This window comes from Paraburkholderia sp. GAS82 (genome assembly GCF_050436285.1).
Taxonomy (GTDB): Bacteria; Pseudomonadota; Gammaproteobacteria; order Burkholderiales; family Burkholderiaceae; genus Paraburkholderia; species Paraburkholderia phenazinium_B.
The window spans coordinates 49,607-68,858 of record NZ_JBNDLX010000011.1 but is presented as its reverse complement, the minus strand read 5'-3'; the positions used below and the strand labels follow the sequence as shown (position 1 = coordinate 68,858).

19 protein-coding genes and 1 pseudogene are annotated in these 19,252 nt (G+C 61.9%); 13 read left to right on the top strand and 7 right to left on the bottom strand.

The features are described 5' to 3' along the window. Positions 1–233: 233 nt before the first annotated feature. Positions 234–599 (top strand): RcnB family protein, encoded by a 366-nt coding sequence (locus tag P3T17_RS29645; protein WP_074268657.1) that lies wholly within the window; start codon positions 234–236, stop codon positions 597–599. Positions 600–720: 121 nt separating this feature from the next. Here the strand turns inward: P3T17_RS29645 and P3T17_RS29640 are convergent. Both P3T17_RS29640 and P3T17_RS29635 read right to left on the bottom strand, forming a co-directional pair. Continuing rightward, a pseudogene (locus P3T17_RS29640) lies at positions 721–1,062 on the bottom strand (lipocalin-like domain-containing protein); the annotation flags it as partial. Between the two features lie 131 nt (positions 1,063–1,193). Further along, on the bottom strand, positions 1,194–2,177 hold the full coding sequence (locus P3T17_RS29635; RefSeq protein WP_429410066.1) for an aldo/keto reductase: 984 nt from the start codon (positions 2,175–2,177) through the stop codon (positions 1,194–1,196). Between the two features lie 135 nt (positions 2,178–2,312). On the opposite strand from P3T17_RS29635, the gene P3T17_RS29630 reads away from it, so the two are divergent. The 7 genes from P3T17_RS29630 (at position 2,313) to P3T17_RS29600 (ending at position 8,792) form a co-directional block, all read left to right on the top strand. Beyond that, on the top strand, positions 2,313–3,215 hold the full coding sequence (locus P3T17_RS29630; protein WP_429410064.1) for a LysR family transcriptional regulator: 903 nt from the start codon (positions 2,313–2,315) through the stop codon (positions 3,213–3,215). A 119-nt stretch (positions 3,216–3,334) separates the two neighbouring features. Then, positions 3,335–3,484, top strand: coding sequence for a hypothetical protein (locus P3T17_RS29625; RefSeq protein ID WP_429410062.1), 150 nt, complete (start codon positions 3,335–3,337; stop codon positions 3,482–3,484). 101 nt (positions 3,485–3,585) lie between these two features. Next, a complete protein-coding gene (locus P3T17_RS29620) occupies positions 3,586–3,918 on the top strand; it encodes a hypothetical protein (RefSeq protein ID WP_429410060.1) in 333 nt (110 codons plus the stop codon). A 165-nt stretch (positions 3,919–4,083) separates the two neighbouring features. After that, positions 4,084–4,938, top strand: a complete 855-nt coding sequence (locus P3T17_RS29615) for a methyltransferase domain-containing protein (RefSeq protein ID WP_429410058.1) — start codon at positions 4,084–4,086, stop codon at positions 4,936–4,938. 236 nt (positions 4,939–5,174) lie between these two features. Continuing rightward, the gene (locus P3T17_RS29610; protein WP_429410056.1) at positions 5,175–6,344 is read left to right on the top strand and encodes a GNAT family N-acetyltransferase; all 1,170 of its coding nucleotides are present in this window, start codon (positions 5,175–5,177) and stop codon (positions 6,342–6,344) included. Between the two features lie 63 nt (positions 6,345–6,407). Then, positions 6,408–6,950, top strand: coding sequence for a DUF1003 domain-containing protein (locus P3T17_RS29605; protein WP_074268653.1), 543 nt, complete (start codon positions 6,408–6,410; stop codon positions 6,948–6,950). 279 nt (positions 6,951–7,229) lie between these two features. Then, a complete protein-coding gene (locus tag P3T17_RS29600) occupies positions 7,230–8,792 on the top strand; it encodes a methyl-accepting chemotaxis protein (protein WP_429410370.1) in 1,563 nt (520 codons plus the stop codon). A 139-nt stretch (positions 8,793–8,931) separates the two neighbouring features. Here P3T17_RS29600 and P3T17_RS29595 read toward each other — a convergent pair whose 3' ends face one another. Both P3T17_RS29595 and P3T17_RS29590 read right to left on the bottom strand, forming a co-directional pair. Beyond that, complete coding sequence (locus P3T17_RS29595) at positions 8,932–9,102, bottom strand: hypothetical protein (RefSeq protein WP_167379456.1); 171 nt, start codon at positions 9,100–9,102, stop codon at positions 8,932–8,934. 194 nt (positions 9,103–9,296) lie between these two features. Then, positions 9,297–10,892 (bottom strand): FAD-dependent monooxygenase, encoded by a 1,596-nt coding sequence (locus P3T17_RS29590; RefSeq protein ID WP_429410054.1) that lies wholly within the window; start codon positions 10,890–10,892, stop codon positions 9,297–9,299. A 258-nt stretch (positions 10,893–11,150) separates the two neighbouring features. Here P3T17_RS29590 and P3T17_RS29585 point away from each other — a divergent pair, with 258 nt between their 5' ends. After that, positions 11,151–12,734: a DHA2 family efflux MFS transporter permease subunit gene (locus P3T17_RS29585; protein WP_429410052.1), complete on the top strand. Its 1,584-nt coding sequence runs from the start codon at positions 11,151–11,153 to the stop codon at positions 12,732–12,734. An 82-nt stretch (positions 12,735–12,816) separates the two neighbouring features. Here P3T17_RS29585 and P3T17_RS29580 read toward each other — a convergent pair whose 3' ends face one another. Next, the gene (locus P3T17_RS29580; RefSeq protein ID WP_429410050.1) at positions 12,817–13,323 is read right to left on the bottom strand and encodes a universal stress protein; all 507 of its coding nucleotides are present in this window, start codon (positions 13,321–13,323) and stop codon (positions 12,817–12,819) included. A gap of 177 nt (positions 13,324–13,500) precedes the next feature. Continuing rightward, entirely contained in the window at positions 13,501–14,058 is a 558-nt protein-coding gene (locus tag P3T17_RS29575; protein WP_429285689.1) for a glycine zipper family protein, read from the bottom strand. Between the two features lie 178 nt (positions 14,059–14,236). Here P3T17_RS29575 and P3T17_RS29570 point away from each other — a divergent pair, with 178 nt between their 5' ends. The 3 genes from P3T17_RS29570 to P3T17_RS29560 all read left to right on the top strand — a co-directional run bounded on the left by P3T17_RS29570 (position 14,237) and on the right by P3T17_RS29560 (position 16,240). After that, positions 14,237–14,794 carry a helix-turn-helix domain-containing protein gene (locus P3T17_RS29570; RefSeq protein WP_429410048.1) on the top strand — a complete coding sequence of 186 codons (558 nt, stop codon included), beginning with the start codon at positions 14,237–14,239 and terminating at the stop codon, positions 14,792–14,794. Then, the gene (locus P3T17_RS29565; RefSeq protein WP_429410046.1) at positions 14,791–15,219 is read left to right on the top strand and encodes a VOC family protein; all 429 of its coding nucleotides are present in this window, start codon (positions 14,791–14,793) and stop codon (positions 15,217–15,219) included. The genes P3T17_RS29570 and P3T17_RS29565 overlap by 4 nt, the downstream gene beginning before the upstream one ends. A gap of 127 nt (positions 15,220–15,346) precedes the next feature. Continuing rightward, positions 15,347–16,240 carry an alpha/beta fold hydrolase gene (locus P3T17_RS29560; protein WP_429410044.1) on the top strand — a complete coding sequence of 298 codons (894 nt, stop codon included), beginning with the start codon at positions 15,347–15,349 and terminating at the stop codon, positions 16,238–16,240. A 28-nt stretch (positions 16,241–16,268) separates the two neighbouring features. Here P3T17_RS29560 and P3T17_RS29555 read toward each other — a convergent pair whose 3' ends face one another. After that, a complete protein-coding gene (locus P3T17_RS29555; protein ID WP_429410042.1) occupies positions 16,269–17,978 on the bottom strand; it encodes a hybrid sensor histidine kinase/response regulator in 1,710 nt (569 codons plus the stop codon). Between the two features lie 381 nt (positions 17,979–18,359). Here P3T17_RS29555 and P3T17_RS29550 point away from each other — a divergent pair, with 381 nt between their 5' ends. Further along, positions 18,360–19,196: a CHAD domain-containing protein gene (locus tag P3T17_RS29550; RefSeq protein ID WP_429410040.1), complete on the top strand. Its 837-nt coding sequence runs from the start codon at positions 18,360–18,362 to the stop codon at positions 19,194–19,196. The last annotated feature ends 56 nt before the right edge of the window (positions 19,197–19,252 follow it).

Sequence of the window (19,252 nt, the reverse complement as noted above, 5' to 3'; positions counted from 1 at the left end):
GGTGGTAGCGTCGAATGTCAAACATTCTTAGAACGCGCTTCGAAGCAGCCGAAATGTGCCGATCGATTTGAGCCGGCACGCATTCTTATGACATCATTTGCCGGCGTCCGACGTTGACCCCCGCCAGGCGATCCATTTCGCATAGCGACACGGTCAAGACGCAACTGGCGCTTTGCCCCGTCTGGAGCTGGAGCGCCAAACCGCTATTCCGTCATTCACTCTGAGGCGAAACCATGAAGTCGACATTTGCCGTACCGTTTTTGATCGTATCGTTACTGGGTACGTCCGTTGCCGCTATTGCCCAGCCGCACAATGATGATCACGGCCAGCGCCCGGTTCAGCGTGGACATGGCCGCGGACCTGCACCGCATGAGGCGTCGATGGGCGGCCCGGGCGGTCCGGTTCCGCACAACGATTGGCACAAGGGCGAACGGTTGCCGGCGGAGTACCGCGATCGTAACTACGTGGTCGACGACTGGCATGACCACGGCCTTCAGGCGCCGCCGCGCGGATATCAGTGGGTCGGTGTGAACGGCGACTACGTGCTCGCCGCCGTCGCAACCGGCGTTATTGCCAGCGTCCTGCTCAACGCGCATTAAGCGACCGGGCTGAGAACGATGGTTGCCGATGCCGGCAACAGGTTTGCGTTCTATCGGTTGCGAGGTCTGCCGTTCGTTGTCTCGAGCGGCAGATCTGCTGTGGTTGTTTGCCTGAGCCCCTTCAGTCCACCCGTCGCCACACCGAAATCGGCACATCGCCATTCGGGCGATGTGTCACGCGGTAGCTCAATTCACCGTCCTTAAGTTCGTAGCTTCGCTTTTGCGACTGTCCTTCCCAATTGGGAAAGGACGCGTTCTCTACATGGAACGTCAAGGTTCCATTAACCGGGTCGACGCTGATCGTACCGAAGTGAGTGCTGGAACCCATGACGGCCTCTTTGTACTCGGCCGGTGTTCCCGCGCCCTTGTCGCCCGAAGCGAATTGCGGGCGGTCCGCCTTGAAAATCTGCAGCGAATAGTGTCCCTGAGAGTCGATCAGCAGCAGTCCCTTGTTTTGCATACCGGGCGCGCAGATGCGCCGCCGGCTTTGGCGCAATTGAAGCGGGTTGTGATGGAGAATGCGACGGCTAACCTTGGTTCGTAGGGTTCTGACTATGTCAGCGCGTTGCAGCGCGCGCTGAACCCTTCGACGCTCTAGCGATCCACGCGCTGCTGCATTTGCGCCGGGTAACGATCCCCGACTACTTTGATCTGCTTAAGCGCCGCTTCAATCGCCGACAGATCGTTACCCGACAGTTCGACCGCGGCGGCGCCGATGTTCTCTTCCAGCCGATGCAGTTTCGTCGTCCCCGGAATCGGCACGATCCACGGTTTTTGCGCGAGCAGCCACGCAAGCGCGATCTGCGCACGGGTCGCACCCTTGCCGTCGGCGATCTGTCCGAGCACCTCGACCAGATGAGCATTGGCCTTGCGGTTCTCTTCCGAGAAACGCGGCACGATGTTGCGGAAGTCGCCCTGGTCGAAGGCGGTGGTCTCGTTGATCGCACCGGTTAGAAAGCCCTTGCCTAGCGGGCTGAACGGCACGAAGCCAATCCCGAGTTCCTCGAGCGTCGGAAGCACACTTTCCTCCGGCTCGCGCCACCACAGCGAATACTCGCTCTGCAACGCGGCCACCGGTTGCACGGCATGCGCGCGGCGGATCGATTGGGCGCCCGCTTCGGACATGCCGAAGTGCTTGACCTTGCCCTGCTGGATCAGATCCTTGACGGCCCCGGCCACATCTTCGATCGGCACGTTCCGGTCGACGCGATGCTGGTAGAACAGGTCGATGCGATCGGTCTTCAGACGCTTCAGCGAAGCCTCGGCCACGGCACGGATGCGCTCGGGCCGGCTGTCGGTCGGCAGCTTTGAATCGCCGTCCTGAAAGCCGAACTTCGTGGCGATCACCACTTCGTCGCGCATCGGAGCAAGGGCTTCGCCCACCAGCTCCTCGTTGGTGAACGGGCCGTAGCATTCGGCGGTATCGAAGAACGTGACGCCTCGTTCAAAGGCGGTCTGGATCACCTTGATGGCTGCGGACTTTTCGGTGGCTGGCCCAAAGCCAAAACTCAAACCCATGCAGCCGAGACCGAGCGTCGATACCTCGAGACCGCTGTTTCCCAGTTTGCGTTTTTGCATGTCCATTCTCCTTTCGAAAATTGCGGGCGGCCGCCTGCCCCGAGGGGCGGTGCGATGTATGAAGGTATCTTAGGCTGTTGTATGTTGCTCAACAATCAGGCTAGACTTGCACAGCATATTGAGGAGAATTCAACTATGCCGCGTGCCGGCCTGTCCGAGCTGACTGCTTTCATTGCCATTGCCGAGCATCGAAGCTTCCGCGCAGCGGCGCGCACGCTCGGAGTCTCACCGTCGGCGCTGAGCCATTCAATGCGAGGTCTGGAGGAGCGGATAAACGTGCGACTGTTCAATCGCACGACCCGGTCCGTCGCGCTCACCGAAGCCGGCGAACAACTTCTGCGGCGCGTTGGTCCTGCCGTCGCCGACCTTGAAGACGCGGTGAACGAGGTTGCTTCCACGCGCGATCGTCCGTCGGGCTCAATCCGGATTAGCGCATCGGAGTCGGCGGCAAGGCCGCTCGTGCGCCATGTGCTTCCGGAGTTTCTCGCGGCTTATCCAGACATCCATGTCGAGTTCGTGGTGGACACGCGATTGGTGGATATTGTCGCGGACGGTTTCGACGCCGGCATCCGGGTGCTTCAGGACGTACCGCGCGACATGATCGCGATTCGCTTCGGACCGGATATGCGGTTCGCGGCTGTGGCATCGCCTGAGTATCTGTCGCGTCATGAGTCGCCAAAAGAACCGCACGATCTGAAGCAGCACCGTTGCATTCGCTTTCGCTTTGAGAGCGGAGCGCTGTACCGCTGGGATCTCGAGCATCGTGGCAAAACAGCGAGCATCGATGTCGACGGGCCGATGACACTCGGCAGCCTTAACCTGATGGTCGAAGCAGCGCTGGCCGGCATCGGGATCGCGTGGGTGCCCGAGTATCAGGTCGCCGAGTTCCTGGCGTCGGGTCATCTGGTTCATCTGCTGCCCGAGTGGAGTCCGTCGTTTCCTGGGACGTGTCTTTACTATCCCGCCAATCGTCATCCGCCGATCGCACTCAGGTTGTTTGTTCAGGCGGTGCGTGAGTGGGCGAGCCGGTCGCAATAGTCTCTGGCTTTACCGCTTGCTCATATCGAGTCTTGACCGGGGAAACAAAGGTGATGACGAACGGCATTTCATGTCCTACGCATCAGATCGCCTCGCGACATCCGACACGATCCGTTGAAATGTCGCACAAGCACAACATGCATCAATTGACAGACCACGCATTCAAAGAGAAACTCGGCCTCATGATCTCGAACCTCATCCCAGCATTCGCGCTGCAAGGCGGCGAGGGTTTCCGCAAGGACACCCTGGGGGAGGCTCGTTCGCTTTAGATTTACAGGTACAAGCGTCGATCAACAGGCCTCTCCGGAAACGGATGAGGCCTGTTTTGTTTGTACCGTCTCCGTTTCCGACCTTACTAACGGAGATATCTATGAACACGAAAACATCGACCCCCGCCCGTGACGGCGAGTCCATCCAAACGATCTACCCGACCCGGCGTCCCACCGGGTCAAGCGTCGACAACGACTTCCACGCCCGGCATCAAGCCGAGCGAGCGATGACGATAGCGCGATCACGGATGTTCTATCCGTTCGAATATTGGGCGCATGGAAGCCCGGGCATTCAGGCTGACGTGGAAGACTCGCCGGCTGACTCACGTCCCGGTCGCGCAATCGAACGTCGATCCTTCAAGCGGCCGGTGATCCTTGCCGGATGGCTGCAAGATTTCGCGATGCATTTGTTCCATCGGGCGCGCGGGCCTTGAAACGGTGCGGCCCGCGGACTCGTGACTAACGGGTTCCGCGGGCCGCGACCGCCAACGTTGTCTTGTCGCATTACAACCAACCTATGGCGGCAGTTTGTCGCCTGACGGCGCGATCATGTCTGGAGGATCCGGGATTTCCCGGAACACTTCAGACGGCGCCTCCGAATGACTCTAAGAAGCACACTTAAACAGCCATTCCTGAATGGCGTAGCGAAACTGCCCGACTTCATGCAGCGCGCAATGCTAACGCCACAGTTGCGCCGCATCTGCATTCGCGTGCCGCTGCTGCGCGCGGTGTACTCGGGCTGTCTGCGCCGTCATCCCTTCGACCTGCAATTTGGTATCGATACCAGCGGCCTGGTGGACGCATTCGCGTTGCAGCGCGATCCGCTCCTTGCCGATCAACTGAGTCCTTACATGGGCTCACAGCCGACCATCATTCGCCGCGCGCTCGATACGCTCGGCGATATCGCTGGCTATACGTTCGTCGACATCGGCTGTGGCAAGGGCCGGCCGCTGATCGTCGCGTCCGAGTATCCGTTCGCGCGGGTACTGGGCTACGACATCAGCGTCGACCTCGTGAAGACCGCGAACGAAAACGCAGCCGCCATCGCGCGACGCTTTCCGGCACGTGCACCGATCCGCGCGGTCGTTGCGAATGTCGCCGACATGGCTGTGCCGTCCGGCAACGTAGTCGTGTTCATGTTCAATCCGTTCGGCCCTGAACTGATGACCACGCTGTTGCACAAGCTCGAAGAGGCGCTCGCGAACGGCGCAATCCAGCATCTTTTCCTCGTCTACGACAACCCGGTCTGCGGCGATGTGTTCGACGGTTCGGAACACTTAAAGCGCTGGTTTGCGACGATGTTCGACTACGATCAGCACGAACTGGGTTTCGGACCGGAGGAGCGGGAAGGCGTCGTCATCTGGCAAAGCGTGCGCGGTGCGCGGCCCGATGCTTTTACCGACCGCAATCGTCGCATTACGACTAAAGACAAACTGAGCGCAGCAGTTGAATAGCGTCGAACGGTCATTCGGCGCGGCGCGCGACCATGCCTGCACATTGCCCGGCGCTCCGCCAGGTCTTGTCCGCCAAAATCCAGAAACGGCCGAAACCATAGGTCGCGCGCGTGTGCTTTTCGTTCGACACTATGCGCTGCCGCCAGACCACCTTTACCCCTGCGCGTAGATTGCCCGTTATGGCAGGACGGCAAATCCGCCACGCGGCATGCGCTGCAAAATAATTCAGGAGTCCAGTGTCTACAGCCACGGCCGCGATGCTCGAACCCTCATCGCCGACAGCTTCGTTTCGATACGACGTACGATCGTGCGAGACGCTCGCTGCATTTCGCGCGTTGCAGCCACAATGGTGCGCGTTGTCCGCGACAGCAGAGGCGCATTCCCCGTTCAGTAGTTTCGAATACTGCGAGCTTGCGGTTGAACGTGCGTTGGCGCGCGGTGCGGTGATCGAAGTCGCGATGGTGTACGGCGCGCACGAATTGCTCGCGCTGTGGCCGGTCGCGATTACTCGCAAAGGAGCGCTGCGGCTCGCGCATTCGCTTGGTTGCGGAAGCGGCGAAGAATACGGCGGACCGTTGATCAAGGACACGCGGCGCACCGAGCTCTACCCGGCCGCGGTCGCTGCGATGATGCGGATTCATGCGGATGTGCTCGAAATTCCGATGGTCGAAAACGGCGGTGCATTGCAGCACGCATTGAGTGCTGCACCTGGCTCGTGGGTGCGGCGACGGCTGCCACCGCGCTGGCGCGAGTTGCCAGGATACGCGATCGGACTGCGCGCCTATCCGTCATGGGACGACTTCCTCGCGACGCGCAACGCCACGCTGCGCTCCGCCTTGCGTTCGAGTGTGAAGCGGCTGCGCCGCCAGGGCGACGTAAGTTTCGGCTGGTGCCGCACGGCCGACGAAGCGCAAAGCACGCTGACGTGGTTGTTTGAAAACAAACGCAATTGGGCTGTTGCGCGCGGGATCGGGTCGCGCTACCTGATGGACAATCAGGTGCGCGATTTTTTCATCGCGCTGGCGCGGCGCACAGACCTGTCTAACGTTCCGCTCGTCGCATTCGTGACGGTGGATGGGCGGCCGGTAGCGGCTTCGGTCAACCTCGTCGGCACGCGGACCGTCGAGTATTTCATCACGACCTATGACGAGGCCTTCGGGACGTTTTCGGTGGGGAATCTGCTCGTCGAGTTTCTCGCGCAATGGGCGCACGCGAATGGCCGCGACTTCGATTTCCGGCCGCTGCACGGCGACTATAAAGCGCGTTGGGCCGATCGGGTGACGCGGCATGAATCGCTACTGCTCGTGCTGAATCTGCGCGGGCGGTTGATCGAGTTGCCGTTGTTATGGGCGCTGGCGGAACGCGTGTATCGGAAGTTAGCGGCGGTTTTAACGAAGCGACTGTAGGAGGCGAATTTCATCTCGCTCATGTAGATTGACGCGTTTTCCACCCAGAGCGAGTTCAACATCATGACGCCATTCGATCAAGCCAAAGCCGACAAGTCGTCCCCGAAACACGAACGTTGGCCGCATCTGCGGTTTCACCTTCCTTACAACCACGTAACGTCGACCTTCGGAGACGACTGGTTTGCGCTCAAGGCCGAAGCGTTCGCGCGCTTCTTCGGCACGCCTACGTTTCTCCTCGGGCAGACCCTGATCGTCGCAATCTGGGTCATCCTGAACATGACGGGCGTCACCAAATTCGACGTCTATCCTTTCATCCTTCTCAATCTTGCTTTCAGTTTGCAATCTGCCTACGCGGCGCCATTGATCCTGCTGGCGCAGACGCGTCAGGCCGATCGCGACAAGGCACTCGCAGATGCGGACGCCCAGCATCGGGAAGCGATCGCGAAGTCCGCCGAGGAGCGGCAACTGCAGATGGCTGAGCACACCTCACAGATGGCCACGCTGTTGAAGCAGAACACCGAACTCACGGAAATCACGCGGCAACTGAGCCAGAGGATCGAGGCGCTGACCATCGAAATGCACGCGAAGGTGCTGTCGGCAAGGTAAGCGCGGCGGGGAAAGAACACGTAAGTCTTTCTGAGGGCGGCCGACTGGTCGCCGCTTAAAGAATTGAGGCGATTTGCCGATAAAACATGGAGACCTTGACAATTCGAGCCACCGCACTGAGTGGAACCGGAATAGTGTCGCCTTCGTTTTCCACGTAGCGTAACGGGTCTCCTGATCACGTGTTGCTTGCGGGATGTGTCGCGACGCCGCGCAACGAGTCGGCGCCCGGTTCTGTCAGTCACAGCAAATAAGGACGTTATCTTGCCGTTTCTTAAGAACATGAGAGTCGTGACGCAGCTTGTTTCAGGCTTTGCGGTGGTTATCCTGCTGCTGATCGGGCTAGGGGCGTTTTCGCTCTACGAGGTGAGCGCCGAAAACGACCACGTCGCAGCGCTTCGCGATAAATGGTCAGCCAGTGTCAGCAGCAGTCTGCGGATGCAGAACGCTCTGAACCAGATCCGTCTGTCCGAGTTCCGCATGGCCTCCACCGACAAGGTTGCCGAGGCGCAGGCGGTGGATGCGAGGATGGCGCCGCGCATCGAGGCGTTCCGCAGCGCGAGTGCGGAATACGAAAAGCTCATCTCCGAACCGGAGGAGAAGACGGCGTTTGCGGACATCCAGCTCCTGATGTCGCAGTACATGGACCTCGATCAGCAGGTTCGGACCGCGGCGAAAGCGGGCAATCCGCAGCAGGCCATGAGCGTCCTGACCGGACAGTCCGGGACGGTTCGCGATGCCATCGCGAAAGACATCGACAAGATCGTCGCTATCAATGAGCAAGGCACGTCGCAAGAAGGGAAGGTGGCCGACGAGGCGTACCACACTGCGATCGCGCTGGTAGTCGGTTTGATCGTCGCGGCGGCTGCTGTCGCGCTGGGCGTGGCGCTCTTTATCGCCCGCGGCTTCGCGCGGCAACTCGGCGGAGAACCTGGCGAGGCCGCGGCCATCGCGAGCGCGATTGCAGCCGGCAATCTGCGCGTCGCCGTGCGGTTGAAGGCGGGGGACAACACGAGCCTCATGCATTCGCTTGCCACCATGAAAGAGCAGTTGACGGGCATCGTCCGAGGCATCAAAAGCTCGAGCGAATCCATTTCCGTGGCGGCCGGCGAGATTGCGCAAGGCAACACCGATCTGTCCCAACGAACGGAAGAGCAGGCCGCTTCCCTGGAGCAAACGGCGTCCAGCATGGAACAGTTGACCAGCGCCGTACGCCACAACGCAGACAACGCCAAGCAGGCAAGCCAGCTGGCCGGCGCGGGCTCGGGCGTCGCGCAACGCGGCGGTGCGGAGATTGGGCGCGTCGTTGCGACCATGCAAGAGATTGCCGAAAGCTCGGCGCGGGTCGCGGAGATTATTAGCGTCATCGAAGGGATCGCATTCCAGACCAACATCCTGGCGCTCAACGCGGCGGTCGAGGCGGCGCGCGCTGGCGAACAGGGCCGTGGGTTCGCCGTGGTGGCCGGCGAGGTTCGTGCACTCGCGCAACGAAGCGCGAGCGCCGCGAAGGAAATCAAGGATCTGATTACGGAATCGGTCACGAGGATCGATACGGGATCGAAGCTGGTCGAAAACGCGGGCCGCACGATGGATGAAATCGTATCCTCCGCGGGGCGCACGACCGACATCATGAACGAGCTTGCTGCCGCGTCCGAGGAGCAAAGCATCGGCATTGGGCAGGTGAATACCGCGGTTACCCAGATGGACGAAGTCACCCAGCAAAACGCGGCACTCGTCGAGCAGGCATCGGCTGCGGCGCAGGCGTTGGCGCAGCAGGCGCAAGCGCTGCGCGATGCGGTGTCGGTCTTCAGTGTCGATAGCGAGATGTCCTACGCAGCGCCGTAGAACGTCTGCACGCAGGACGTCTGCAGCGTGCGACGTATGGCGGCGTCCCGCAATCTTCTCTTCCTCCTCTGCCTCTGAACCGCTGCCGATTACGCTGCGATCTTGCCGCGATCGTTGACTCCCTGCGCGATTCCGCTCGCTACGAACGGTCCCGGTTGCGAGTCCGGGTGGCGCCCGTGATGATCGCGACGCCGAGCATGATGACCGCGACGATTTCGATCGTGTGCTGCGAGACGTGCATGGCGATGAGCGCCCAGCAGACGCCGCCTATCAGAACGATCCAGCCCACTAGATAAATGACCAGGGTCATCGTGTTCTCCTTTTGTGGTCGACGGCTGCGACGGGCTGCCTGCCATGTGCGCTTCATCCCGGTGCGGTCGTCGAAAGATGGGGCCGGCGCGAGTTACCAGCCGGTCTGTTGAGTAGCAGATTCCGCGCCTGAGGAGGCGAGCTGAAGACCGAGGCCCGAAGCCGGACTCTTGCCGACGCCGCCAACGCCACCAACTAATGTGTCCCGTCACCCACCCGCAAGCCGACAACGTTCTTCAGATAACGCTCGAGCGAAGCCACGTCCTCCGACTCACCACGTACCGCAACCACCTGGTCAGGCCTGATCAGCACCCATCCTGCGCCTTTGAACCCGTAGCGTCGACGCGCGTCGCCGGAAGGGTCGTCAGCAGCATCGAGCGCCACAACCTGGACCGCATCGTCATGCGCAGCAGCCAGCGTCTCGGCACGCGACACTTCGCTGCGTTCGCGAAACGCGATCAACGTGTGCCGTACATCCAGCAGAGGCCATAGCGTGCGCGGCGATCCATCGGCTGCGTGGACCCAGCGCAGATCCAGCGCACGTGTGCCGGGAAAGCCGCGCGACGGATGACGCGCACTTTCGGCGAGCGCAACCAGCGGGCCGTCGTGATAGGTCACTTCCGTTTCGGCCATCTCGGTACGCAACCTCTCCTGCAATGCCGGCATGTGATCGAGCACGGACACTGCTGCGTCGCGTGCGAGACGCGCAAGCGGATGCGGCGCCATGCCGACGTGCAGCAGTCTTGCCGCGTTGGCGATCACGTTGCGCGCAACCGGTCGCCGTTCGGCCTCGTAGCTATCGAGCAGCGTCGCGGCGTCGCCGCGTCCCTGAAGCACGTAGGCGAGCTTCCAGCCGAGGTTCGCCCCGTCCTGAATGCCGGTGTTCATACCCTGGCCGCCTGCGGGACTGTGAATGTGCGCAGCGTCGCCCGCGAGAAATACGCGACCCGTGCGATAGCGTGCCGCGAGTCGCTCGTTGATCCGAAACGTGGACAGCCAGCCGGGTTCCGATAACGTCGCGCCCGGTGGCCCGTGGCGTGTGATCTTCTGCTGCAGTTCATCGAGGGTCGGCGGCTCTTCGCCGCGCGCCGCCGCTTCATCGTCGACGCGGCGGCTGATCACCCGCCATACGTCATGAGCGAACGGAAACAGCGCGACCGTCCCCCCGCCGTGCCACCAGATATGGATGCTGTGCCGGTCGAGATCGACCCCGTCGATGCGCACGTCGCCCAGCAGATAGGTGTCGGGTTCCGTGTCCCCCTCGAACGCGATATCGAGCGCATGCCGCACCGCGCTGCGCGCGCCGTCGGCGCCGACCAGCCACGAGGCAGTCGTGTTCTCGATTCGTCCATCGGCATGCCGCAGCGTCGCGGTCACTGCGTCGGATGCTTCGCTAAGCCCGGTCAGTTCCACCCCACGCTCGATCACGCCGCCCATATCGACGAACTTCGCCGTGAGGATCGCTTCGGTTTGCGACTGCGGGAGCAGAAGGGGATTGGGATGAGCGCTGTCGATGCCGTCTTGCATCGACACGCGCGCAAGCCGCCGCGCGCCGTCGCCGAACGTCACTGCGCTCATCGCTACGGCCGCCTCGTCGAACGCCGCGCCGACGCCGAGGCTGCTCAACACTTCGAGGCTCGCCGGCCATACGGCGAGTGCTTTCGACAGGTCCGCAGGCTTCTCGAGCCTGTCGATCACCCGCGTTGCAATGCCGTAACGACGCAGCGTCAGCGCCAGTGTCAATCCCGTCGGCCCCGCGCCGGCGATCAAAACAGGGGTGTGCTGCTCCATGGCGAATTCCTCCCAAGATTGGCGGGTATCGGCATCAAGAGTAGATGCCGGACGACCCATCCGGTAAAGCCCGTTTTCAGCCCACGCAAATGGCACGCCTGCGCTACCCGCGGACGCCGCGAACATGCCGTCTTGGTGAAAGGCCCGATTGCAAATCTTTTTCAAAGCCGCATGATGGTGTAAGTATTTAATAAATGTGACGGAAGCGCGTACCATACGCAGGTTCGCCGTCTTTGCCCACACCACAAGCCACGATTTATGACGCAGGAATCGACCCCTCCCGCCTCACCCGCAGCACCCGTCCAACATCCGCCACTACGAGGCGGCCAGCTTGTGATCGCCACGATCGTCGTGGCGCTGGCGACTTTCATGACGGTTCTGGACACGTCGATCGCGAACGTGGCGGTCCCCAATCTGTCGGGCAACCTCGGGGTGTCCGTCGACGAAGGGACGTGGGTCATCACGATCTTCGCGGCCGCCAATGCGGTGTCCATTCCGCTGACGGGGTGGCTCACGCAGCAGATTGGTCAGATCCGGCTTTTCGTCGGCGCGATCCTGATGTTCGTGTTTGCCTCGTGGCTCTGCGGCATCGCCCCGGACCTGCCGTTCCTGCTGGGCGCGCGGATTCTGCAGGGACTCGTGGCAGGCCCGCTCATTCCGTTGTCTCAGGCTGTCCTGTTGAGTTCCTACCCGAAGGCCCGGGCCAACATGGCGTTGGCCCTCTGGGCGATGACGGCCACCGTGGGCCCGATCGCGGGGCCGGTGCTGGGCGGCTGGATCACGGACAACTACAGCTGGTCCTGGATCTTTTACGTCAACATTCCGGTTGGTTTCATCGCCGCCAGCGCCACCTGGTTCATCTACCGCAAGCGCGAAACGCCGACCAGAAAGCTGCCGATCGACGCCGTCGGTCTCGCGCTGCTCGTCACATGGGTCGGGTCGCTTCAGGTGATGCTCGACAAGGGACGGGACCTCGACTGGTTCTCGTCTTCGTTCATCGTTGCGCTGGCGCTGATTGCGCTCGTCAGCTTTGCGTTCTTCCTCGTGTGGGAGCTGACCGAGAAGCATCCGGTCGTCGACCTCAGGCTCTTCGCGTTGCGCAATTTCAGCAGCGGCACGATTGCGATTTCCGTCTCCTACGCGCTGTACTTCGGCAACCTCGTTCTGTTGCCGCAGTGGATGCAGGAGTACCTCGGCTATCGGGCTTTCGATGCGGGTCTCGTCACTGCGCCCGTCGGAATTTTCACCGTTATGCTTTCGCCTTTTATCGGGCGCATGCTGCAGCTGGTGGACGCCCGGACGCTGGTGTCCATCGCTTTCGTGGGTCTGGCGGGCGTGTTTTTCATGCGCACGCAGTATCTGAGTACGGTGGACGCGTGGCATCTGGTGATTCCTACTTTGCTGCAGGGCATTCCGACCGTCCTGTGGTTCGTTCCGCTCGTGTCGATCATCCTCTCGGGACTGCCGCCTGAACGCATTCCAGCGGCGGCCGGGCTTTCCAATTTCGCGCGTATTTTCTGTGGCGCGGTCGGCACGTCCATCGCGGGCACGGTCTGGGGCCACCGCACTGCCGTGCATCACGTTCGGCTCATGGAGCAGGCGAACATCGACAATCCGGTTTTCAATTCAGCCATCGCGTCGTTGCAATCGCAACTACATCTGGACGTGGGGGCCGCGCACGCAATGTTTGAATCGATGGTCACGAGTCAGGCTGCGGTCATGGGGCTGGACGACTTCTTCTACGCGTCCACATTCATTTTCATCCTCATCATCCCGCTGATCTGGATCACCCGGCCGGCGAAGGGCGGAGCGGACTCTGGAGAAGCGTCCGCCGCGCATTGAGCCTAGCCGGGATCTGCGGCACGGTGCGAAACTTCGAATAGCGGCGACGCAGATGTGACGACCGACCGGCGAGGCACTCGCCTTACCAGGTGCCGGCGGCCGTCACATCGATCCAGCGTCTGCCGCCACGGCGCGCCGGATTGGCCATGGGCTTGTCGCTGACGATCTGCGTTGGCTGGCTGGAGTGGCGCATCACTTCCGCTGCCACGTCTTCGCTCAGCCAGTGCCACCGCGACGCGCTTCGCCTGCCGAGAAGAATCAGGTCGGCACCGGTCTCTTCCGCGACGGCGGCAATCGCGCGACCCACCGTCATGCCCGAAAACGGCAGCGTCACCATGCGGACTTCCGCCGGCAGCGCATGAGTATCCAGCACACTCCTGACGTGCGTGACGACACGGTGTCCGTGTGCTTCCATGGCCTCGACGATCAGGCCGAAGTTGCAGTCCGCACCCCCGATATAGCTGGGCGATGGATCGACTACGTGCAGTGCAACAACTTGCGCATCGTACTTTCGCGCGGCTTCGATGGCGGGTGCCAGGACGCTATCGGCGGAGCTTGTACTGACTGCAACGAGAATCTTCTTGAACATGATAGGTATCCTCAAGTATTTGCCAGGCAGGGCACGGCAGCAGGTTGGTGCTCTGCGTGATCCATGGCCGCATCATCGCGCGGCAGAGTGAGCAGGAAATTAGCGCGGGCGCTCAGCAGGTTCGCTCAGTAAGCCCGCTCAGTAAGCCCGCTCAGTAAGCCCGCTCAGTAAGCCCGCTCAGTAAGCCCAGTAGCCGTAGCGTTGCGGGTAGCCGTAAACAACAGGAGCCGGCACAACTGCGACAGGCGGCGGAGCGTAGGCCGGCACCGTGCTATAGACGGCCGGCTGGGAAATGGTGTTGCCCTTTGACGCCATACATTGCGCGTAGGCGGCGTCGTAGCGCGACTGCAGGCTGGCCGAGGTGGCTTGCGTGTTGTTTGCGCCAACAGCACTGCCGAACAGGAGGCCGGCGCCCGCGCCGATTGCTGCGCCGATGCCGGCATTGCCCGCTGCTGCACCGAGCAGCGCGCCGGCGGCCGCACCGCCCACGGTGCCGACGGCCGTACTGCCGACGCCTTCCGGTATTGCGCTATGGGCCGGTGCGCCGGCATTGTCGGAGCGGAACGCGTAGTCGCGGCAGGCGTAGTCTTCCTGCTGGAACACGTTCATCGGTTTGCCGCTGGGCGGCAGTGCGACGACTGACGGGCCGGACGGCGGAATAACGGCGCAGCCGGTGAGCGCAATGGCGACGAGCCCTACGGGCAGGGCCAGGCGAGTGATTCGTACGAGCTTCATGATGTTTGCCTCCTCTATTCGATGACGCCATCTTGAGGGGGCAAACTTAGCGGCGAATTAGGCTGATGCTGTGCGCTGTGTGTGGGGTGGGCCTCGGTGCTGCTCGATGACGCGGGGACGCACGGTTGAACGTGCATAATCGTTGTTTCGAACCGCAACCGCAGCGCAAGGAGACGCCATGCCAAAGGACCGGGCAGACCACAGCGGCGGACCGCTCGCCCGATCCTCCGAAGCAGCCACCTTCGATGTCAAAGCCAGCGCCCTGCAAGACCCCGCCTTGCTGCGCCGTTTGCTGCGCGCCAAAGATCGCATGGATGCCGCCTCGCACGAGGCATGGCCCGTCAAGCGGCTGGCCGAGGTCAGCGGCGTCTCCGAAGCCCATTTCGCGCGCTCGTTCAAGCAGGCCTTCGGCGTGCCGCCACACCGTTACCTGCTGACTCGCCGCATCGAACAGGCGACCACGCTTCTGCGCGACACCGAGCTAAGCATCACGGAAATCGCCTTCGCAACCGGTTGGGAGAGCCTGGGCACTTTCGGCCGCACATTCCACGACATCACCGGACGCAGCCCCAGTGCGATGCGCCTCGAGGCCCGCGCTAACCTGCCTGGACTTGACCGCATGCCTGCCTGTGTCGTGAAGGCCGCGCAACGCCCGGATCTGACGATCGCAGTTTTGGAGAAGCGCCGCCGCGTGGTCAAAGGTACAGTGCGGCCATCCATCAAGGAGGTGTCATGAACCAGGGTATCAATGTAGTGGGCCTGTATGTCGACAACCAGGACGAAGCGCTCGCGTTTTACGTCGACAAACTCGGATTCAATGTCCACACGGACGTGCGCAACGGTTCCTATCGCTGGCTCACGGTCCAGCATCCGGAACAGCCGTCGTTCCAGCTCGGGCTGTTCACGCCCGGGCCGCCGATTCACGACGAAGCCACCGCGCAAACCCTGCGCGCGATGGTCGCCAAGGGGGCGATGCCGCCTCTCGTCCTCGCAGTGGCCGACTGCCGCGCCAGCTATGACCGTCTGAAAGCGAGCGGCGTGGAATTCACCCAGGAACCGATAGAGCGCTACGGCAGCATCGATGCCGGTTTCCGCGATCCCGCTGGCAACGGCTGGAAGATGATCCAGTCCGCGCCGGCAAACGCTGCCTCATCGGCGTAAGCGGGTCGCCGCGCCGACCTCAGTGCCCGGCGAGAAACGCGCTTACGTCCTGGCCGCAGACGCTTTGCATCCTCCGGCATAATCGGCTGAACGCTTTATTGTTTAGTCTTGCCGCTCTGGAGGCGTCATGCTTAAAAGCATTGCAACCAATCTGCTCGAGATTGCCTATGACGAACAAGGCGATAGCGCAGGATGGCCGGTTATTCTGCTGCACGGTTTTCCCTACGATATCCACGCGTACGACGAAGTGACGCCACGCCTGACGGCCAAAGGTGCGCGCGTTATCACCCCTTATCTGCGCGGCTATGGACCAACGCGCTTTCTCGACTCGACCACACTTCGTTCGGGCCAGCAGGCCGCACTCGGTGCGGACCTGTTGGCGCTGCTCGATGCGCTTCAGATCGAACGGGCCGTGCTGGGCGGATATGACTGGGGTGGCCGCGCCGCGTGCATCGTGGCGGCGCTGTATCCATCCAGAGCGCGCGGCCTTGTCTCGGTTAACGGCTACAACATCCAGAATATTGCTGCTGCCATGCGGCCGAGTACGCCGGAAAAAGAATATCGCTTGTGGTACCAGTATTACTTTCATGGCGAGCGCGGCCAGGCTGGACTGACCGAAAACCGCTTCGAGTTTTGCCGCCTGCTGTGGTCGTTATGGTCGCCCACCTGGCGCTTCGACGACGATACCTACGCTCGCTCAGCGGCCGCCTTCGATAATCCGGACTTCGTCGACGTGGTGATCCATTCGTATCGGCACCGTTACGGACTCGTCGATGGCGATCCCCAGTTTGATGAAATGGAGCGGCGCTTATCGTCCACACCGTCGATCACCGTACCAACGGTCACGCTAGAGGGCGACGCCGATGGCGTTACGCCGCAGGGAGGAGGGCAGGCGTCCCTGAAGCAGTTCACCGGGCGCCACGAGAACCGCGTCGTGCCGAATGCAGGCCACAATCTCCCGCAGGAGGCACCGGAAGCGTTCGCCGGCGCAATTCTCGATGTCAACGCGTGGGCGGGTTGAGGAGAGAGGAAGACGCGATACCGCCCGGTCAGACAATGCCGCCGAGTTTTCCGCCGGCACGATTCGCCAGGATGTAGCGCAGCTTGTCGAGCGACAACGGCTTGGTGAGGTGATAGTCGAAACCCGCAGCCAACGCCCGGGACTTATCGGACTCCGCGGCATAGCCAGTCAACGCCACGAGCAGGACGTCGTCGAGCTGGCTGTCGGACCGTACCGCATGGGCGACCTCGAAGCCGTCCATGCCGGGCATGCCGACATCGATGATGGCAACCTCGGGCAATTCTTCCTTGATCAGACGCACCGCTTCGCGCCCGCAGTCGCACATCGTGACGTGATGTCCGTCGAGCTCCAGCAGGATGCCGAGCGACTGCAACGCATCCGCGTTATCGTCGGCGAGCAGCAGACGCACCGATCCCAGGCCTAGCGATTCGGTCGTATCGCCCGTGGCCGCCGATTCGTCGCGGACGCTCAGGATGGGCAGACGCAGTGTGACCGAAGTGCCCCGCCCACTGCCTCCGCTTTGCAGCGAGATCGTCCCGTCGTGAAGTTCGACCATGCGCTTGGCCACGGCAAGACCAATTCCCAGCCCACCTTCGGAACGGGCATTGCCGCGTGCGGACTGGGCGAAAAGCTCGAAGACGTGCGGCTGGACCGCGCTGTCGATGCCAATGCCGTTGTCGTTTACTTCGATGACAACCACGTCCTTCTGTTCCGGTTCGCGATCTTCGGCCACGATCTTTACCGCCAGTTCGATGGTCCCGCCGACCGGCGTGTACTTCGCGGCGTTGGACAGCAGATTGCCGAGCACCTGGCTTAGCCTGATGTGATCGGCGCGGACGGGCACCGGCTTCTCGAGACCGGTCAACCGGAGTGAGTGGCGCCGCGACTGGATGTGATGCTTGACCGCGGTCACGGCATCGAAGGCAATTTCGTTGAGCGTGGTATCGCTATGTTTGATGGCGAGCTTGCCATGCTTCAGTCGCGCGGCATCGAGCAGGTCGTCGACCAGCGTTCGCAGATGCCTCATCTGCCGCTGCGCAATGGTCAGGACTTCAACCGCTTTTTCGTTTTCCGCACAGAGCTTGATGGCTGCGCCGACTGCGCTGTCGATAGGCGCCATCGGGTTTCTAAGCTCGTGCCCGAGCATCGCTATAAATTCACTATGCCGACGCTCGCTTTCCTCGCCGGTATCACGGGCATCCACGGTGGTCAGCGCGGCACCGGCCGAGACCGCCAGGTCCGAGAGCAGGCGCACGTCTTCGAGATCGAACTGGCGTGCCGGGATGTGCGACATCACCCATATCGCGCCGACGAGCCCGTTCTCAGTCGGAATCGGAACGATGAGTCCTTCGACAATCTCCACGCCGGGAAACTGCAGGCTGGGAAAACTATCTTGCGGGCGAAGAAATAATTGGGGTTCTGCGGATTCCACCGCTAGCCGGCACGGACATTCGTGCCATGCTGTCGTTTTGCCTTGCAAGCCTACGCATAAGCCGGCCACGGCCAGCCAGCGAAAGTGCCGCCCGGCGTCGACGCCTTCCATGAGACTGATGCCTGCGCTACCCGCATCGCAGAGCGACAGGGCGGCGTCTGCTATCTCCTGCAAGAGCCGCTCGCGCGATCCCGACTGGGCGCGCGCGAGCCTCAGCAATACACGGTTTTCCGCGGCGTGGTCCGCCGGCCGCGCGGAACGCATGCGGAGTTCATCCGGCTGTGCGGGTCTGTGATTGCTTTCCATGGCATCGAGGCGCGCTGAGAAAGGGCAGGTGAATTGTTGCGATGGGAAGGCTGCATGAAGCCCCCGCAGGACGATAGGATGACATCTCGCGGCAAAGGCAGGTCTGGCAGAAGACAAGGATTGACTAACTGATCCGAAGAAGATTGTACGAGGCTTTAGCGCGCAGCGGGCGTGAGTCCACATACACGTTGTCGGTACTCTGGTCACGGCGCGCGTCGAGGAATTGGCTTTATCCGCGACGGGTTAACCCGGAACGCCTGCGAGTGCGCCTTCGCTGTGGCGGCTTGCGTGTGGGTACGCAGGTTGCTTACGATATCAAAACGTGCCCCGCATGCAGGATGCCGTGACCGCAGAACCGGTCGGCCACCAGCAGGAGACGAGATGAAAACGAATAAGGAACCGGGCTCCACCGAACCCGACGCCGCTGAAGCGCACTTTTCGGACTATGCCAGGCCGTTGATTGACGAGGCGAATTCATCTGCTGCAGCGCTGCGCTCGGACTCCGACGCCGAGGTGCTGCACAGGCTGCGGGTTGCGCTCAGGCGCCTGCGAACGCTGCTCTGGGCCTACCGGCCGCTGCTTGGCGAGGAACTCGAGGAACGGCAGGGAGAGCGTTTCAGGTCTCTCGCAGGCGCGGCCGGCAAAACCCGCGATTGGGACATCCTGATCGAGTTGCTGAATGAAGCCTTGGGCGAGAAGCGGGCGCCGACTGAGCGCCTGCTTTCTGCACGCGCCGCTGCGCTAAGCGACAGCCGGGAGAGGCTGGCTCATGCCGGCATCAATTCGGAATTGCAGGACGCCCTGAACGATGCGAACGACACCTTGCGCCAAACGCGCAAACCCACGTCGTTGAAGAAGTTTGCCCGCAAGCGCGTGGCGGCCGCGGAGAAATCGCTCCACAAACGTATGCGCCGCGCCCGGGACGCCAAGGGCGCCGAATACACCTCGTATCACGACGTCCGCAAGGCGGGGAAGAAGGTTCGCTACCTGCTCGAGTTTTTCGAGCCGTTGCTGTCGAGCAAGCAGTTGAAAACGCTGAAGGGCTTGAAGAAGCTCCAGAAGCGGTTCGGCGCATTGAACGACGTGGTGGCGAGCGAAGAGCTGTTACGGAGCAGTAGCCGCGACTTGTTCAGCAATAGCCGATCTGTCGCTACGGCTCCGGCGGCCCTGGAAAAGCAGCGCAAGCGCCGGGTTCGCGCCGCGGCGAAGCTGCTATGAACGAGCAGTAAAAAATTCCCAAAAACTGGCACGCACGGTCAAGCCTGCCAGTAAAA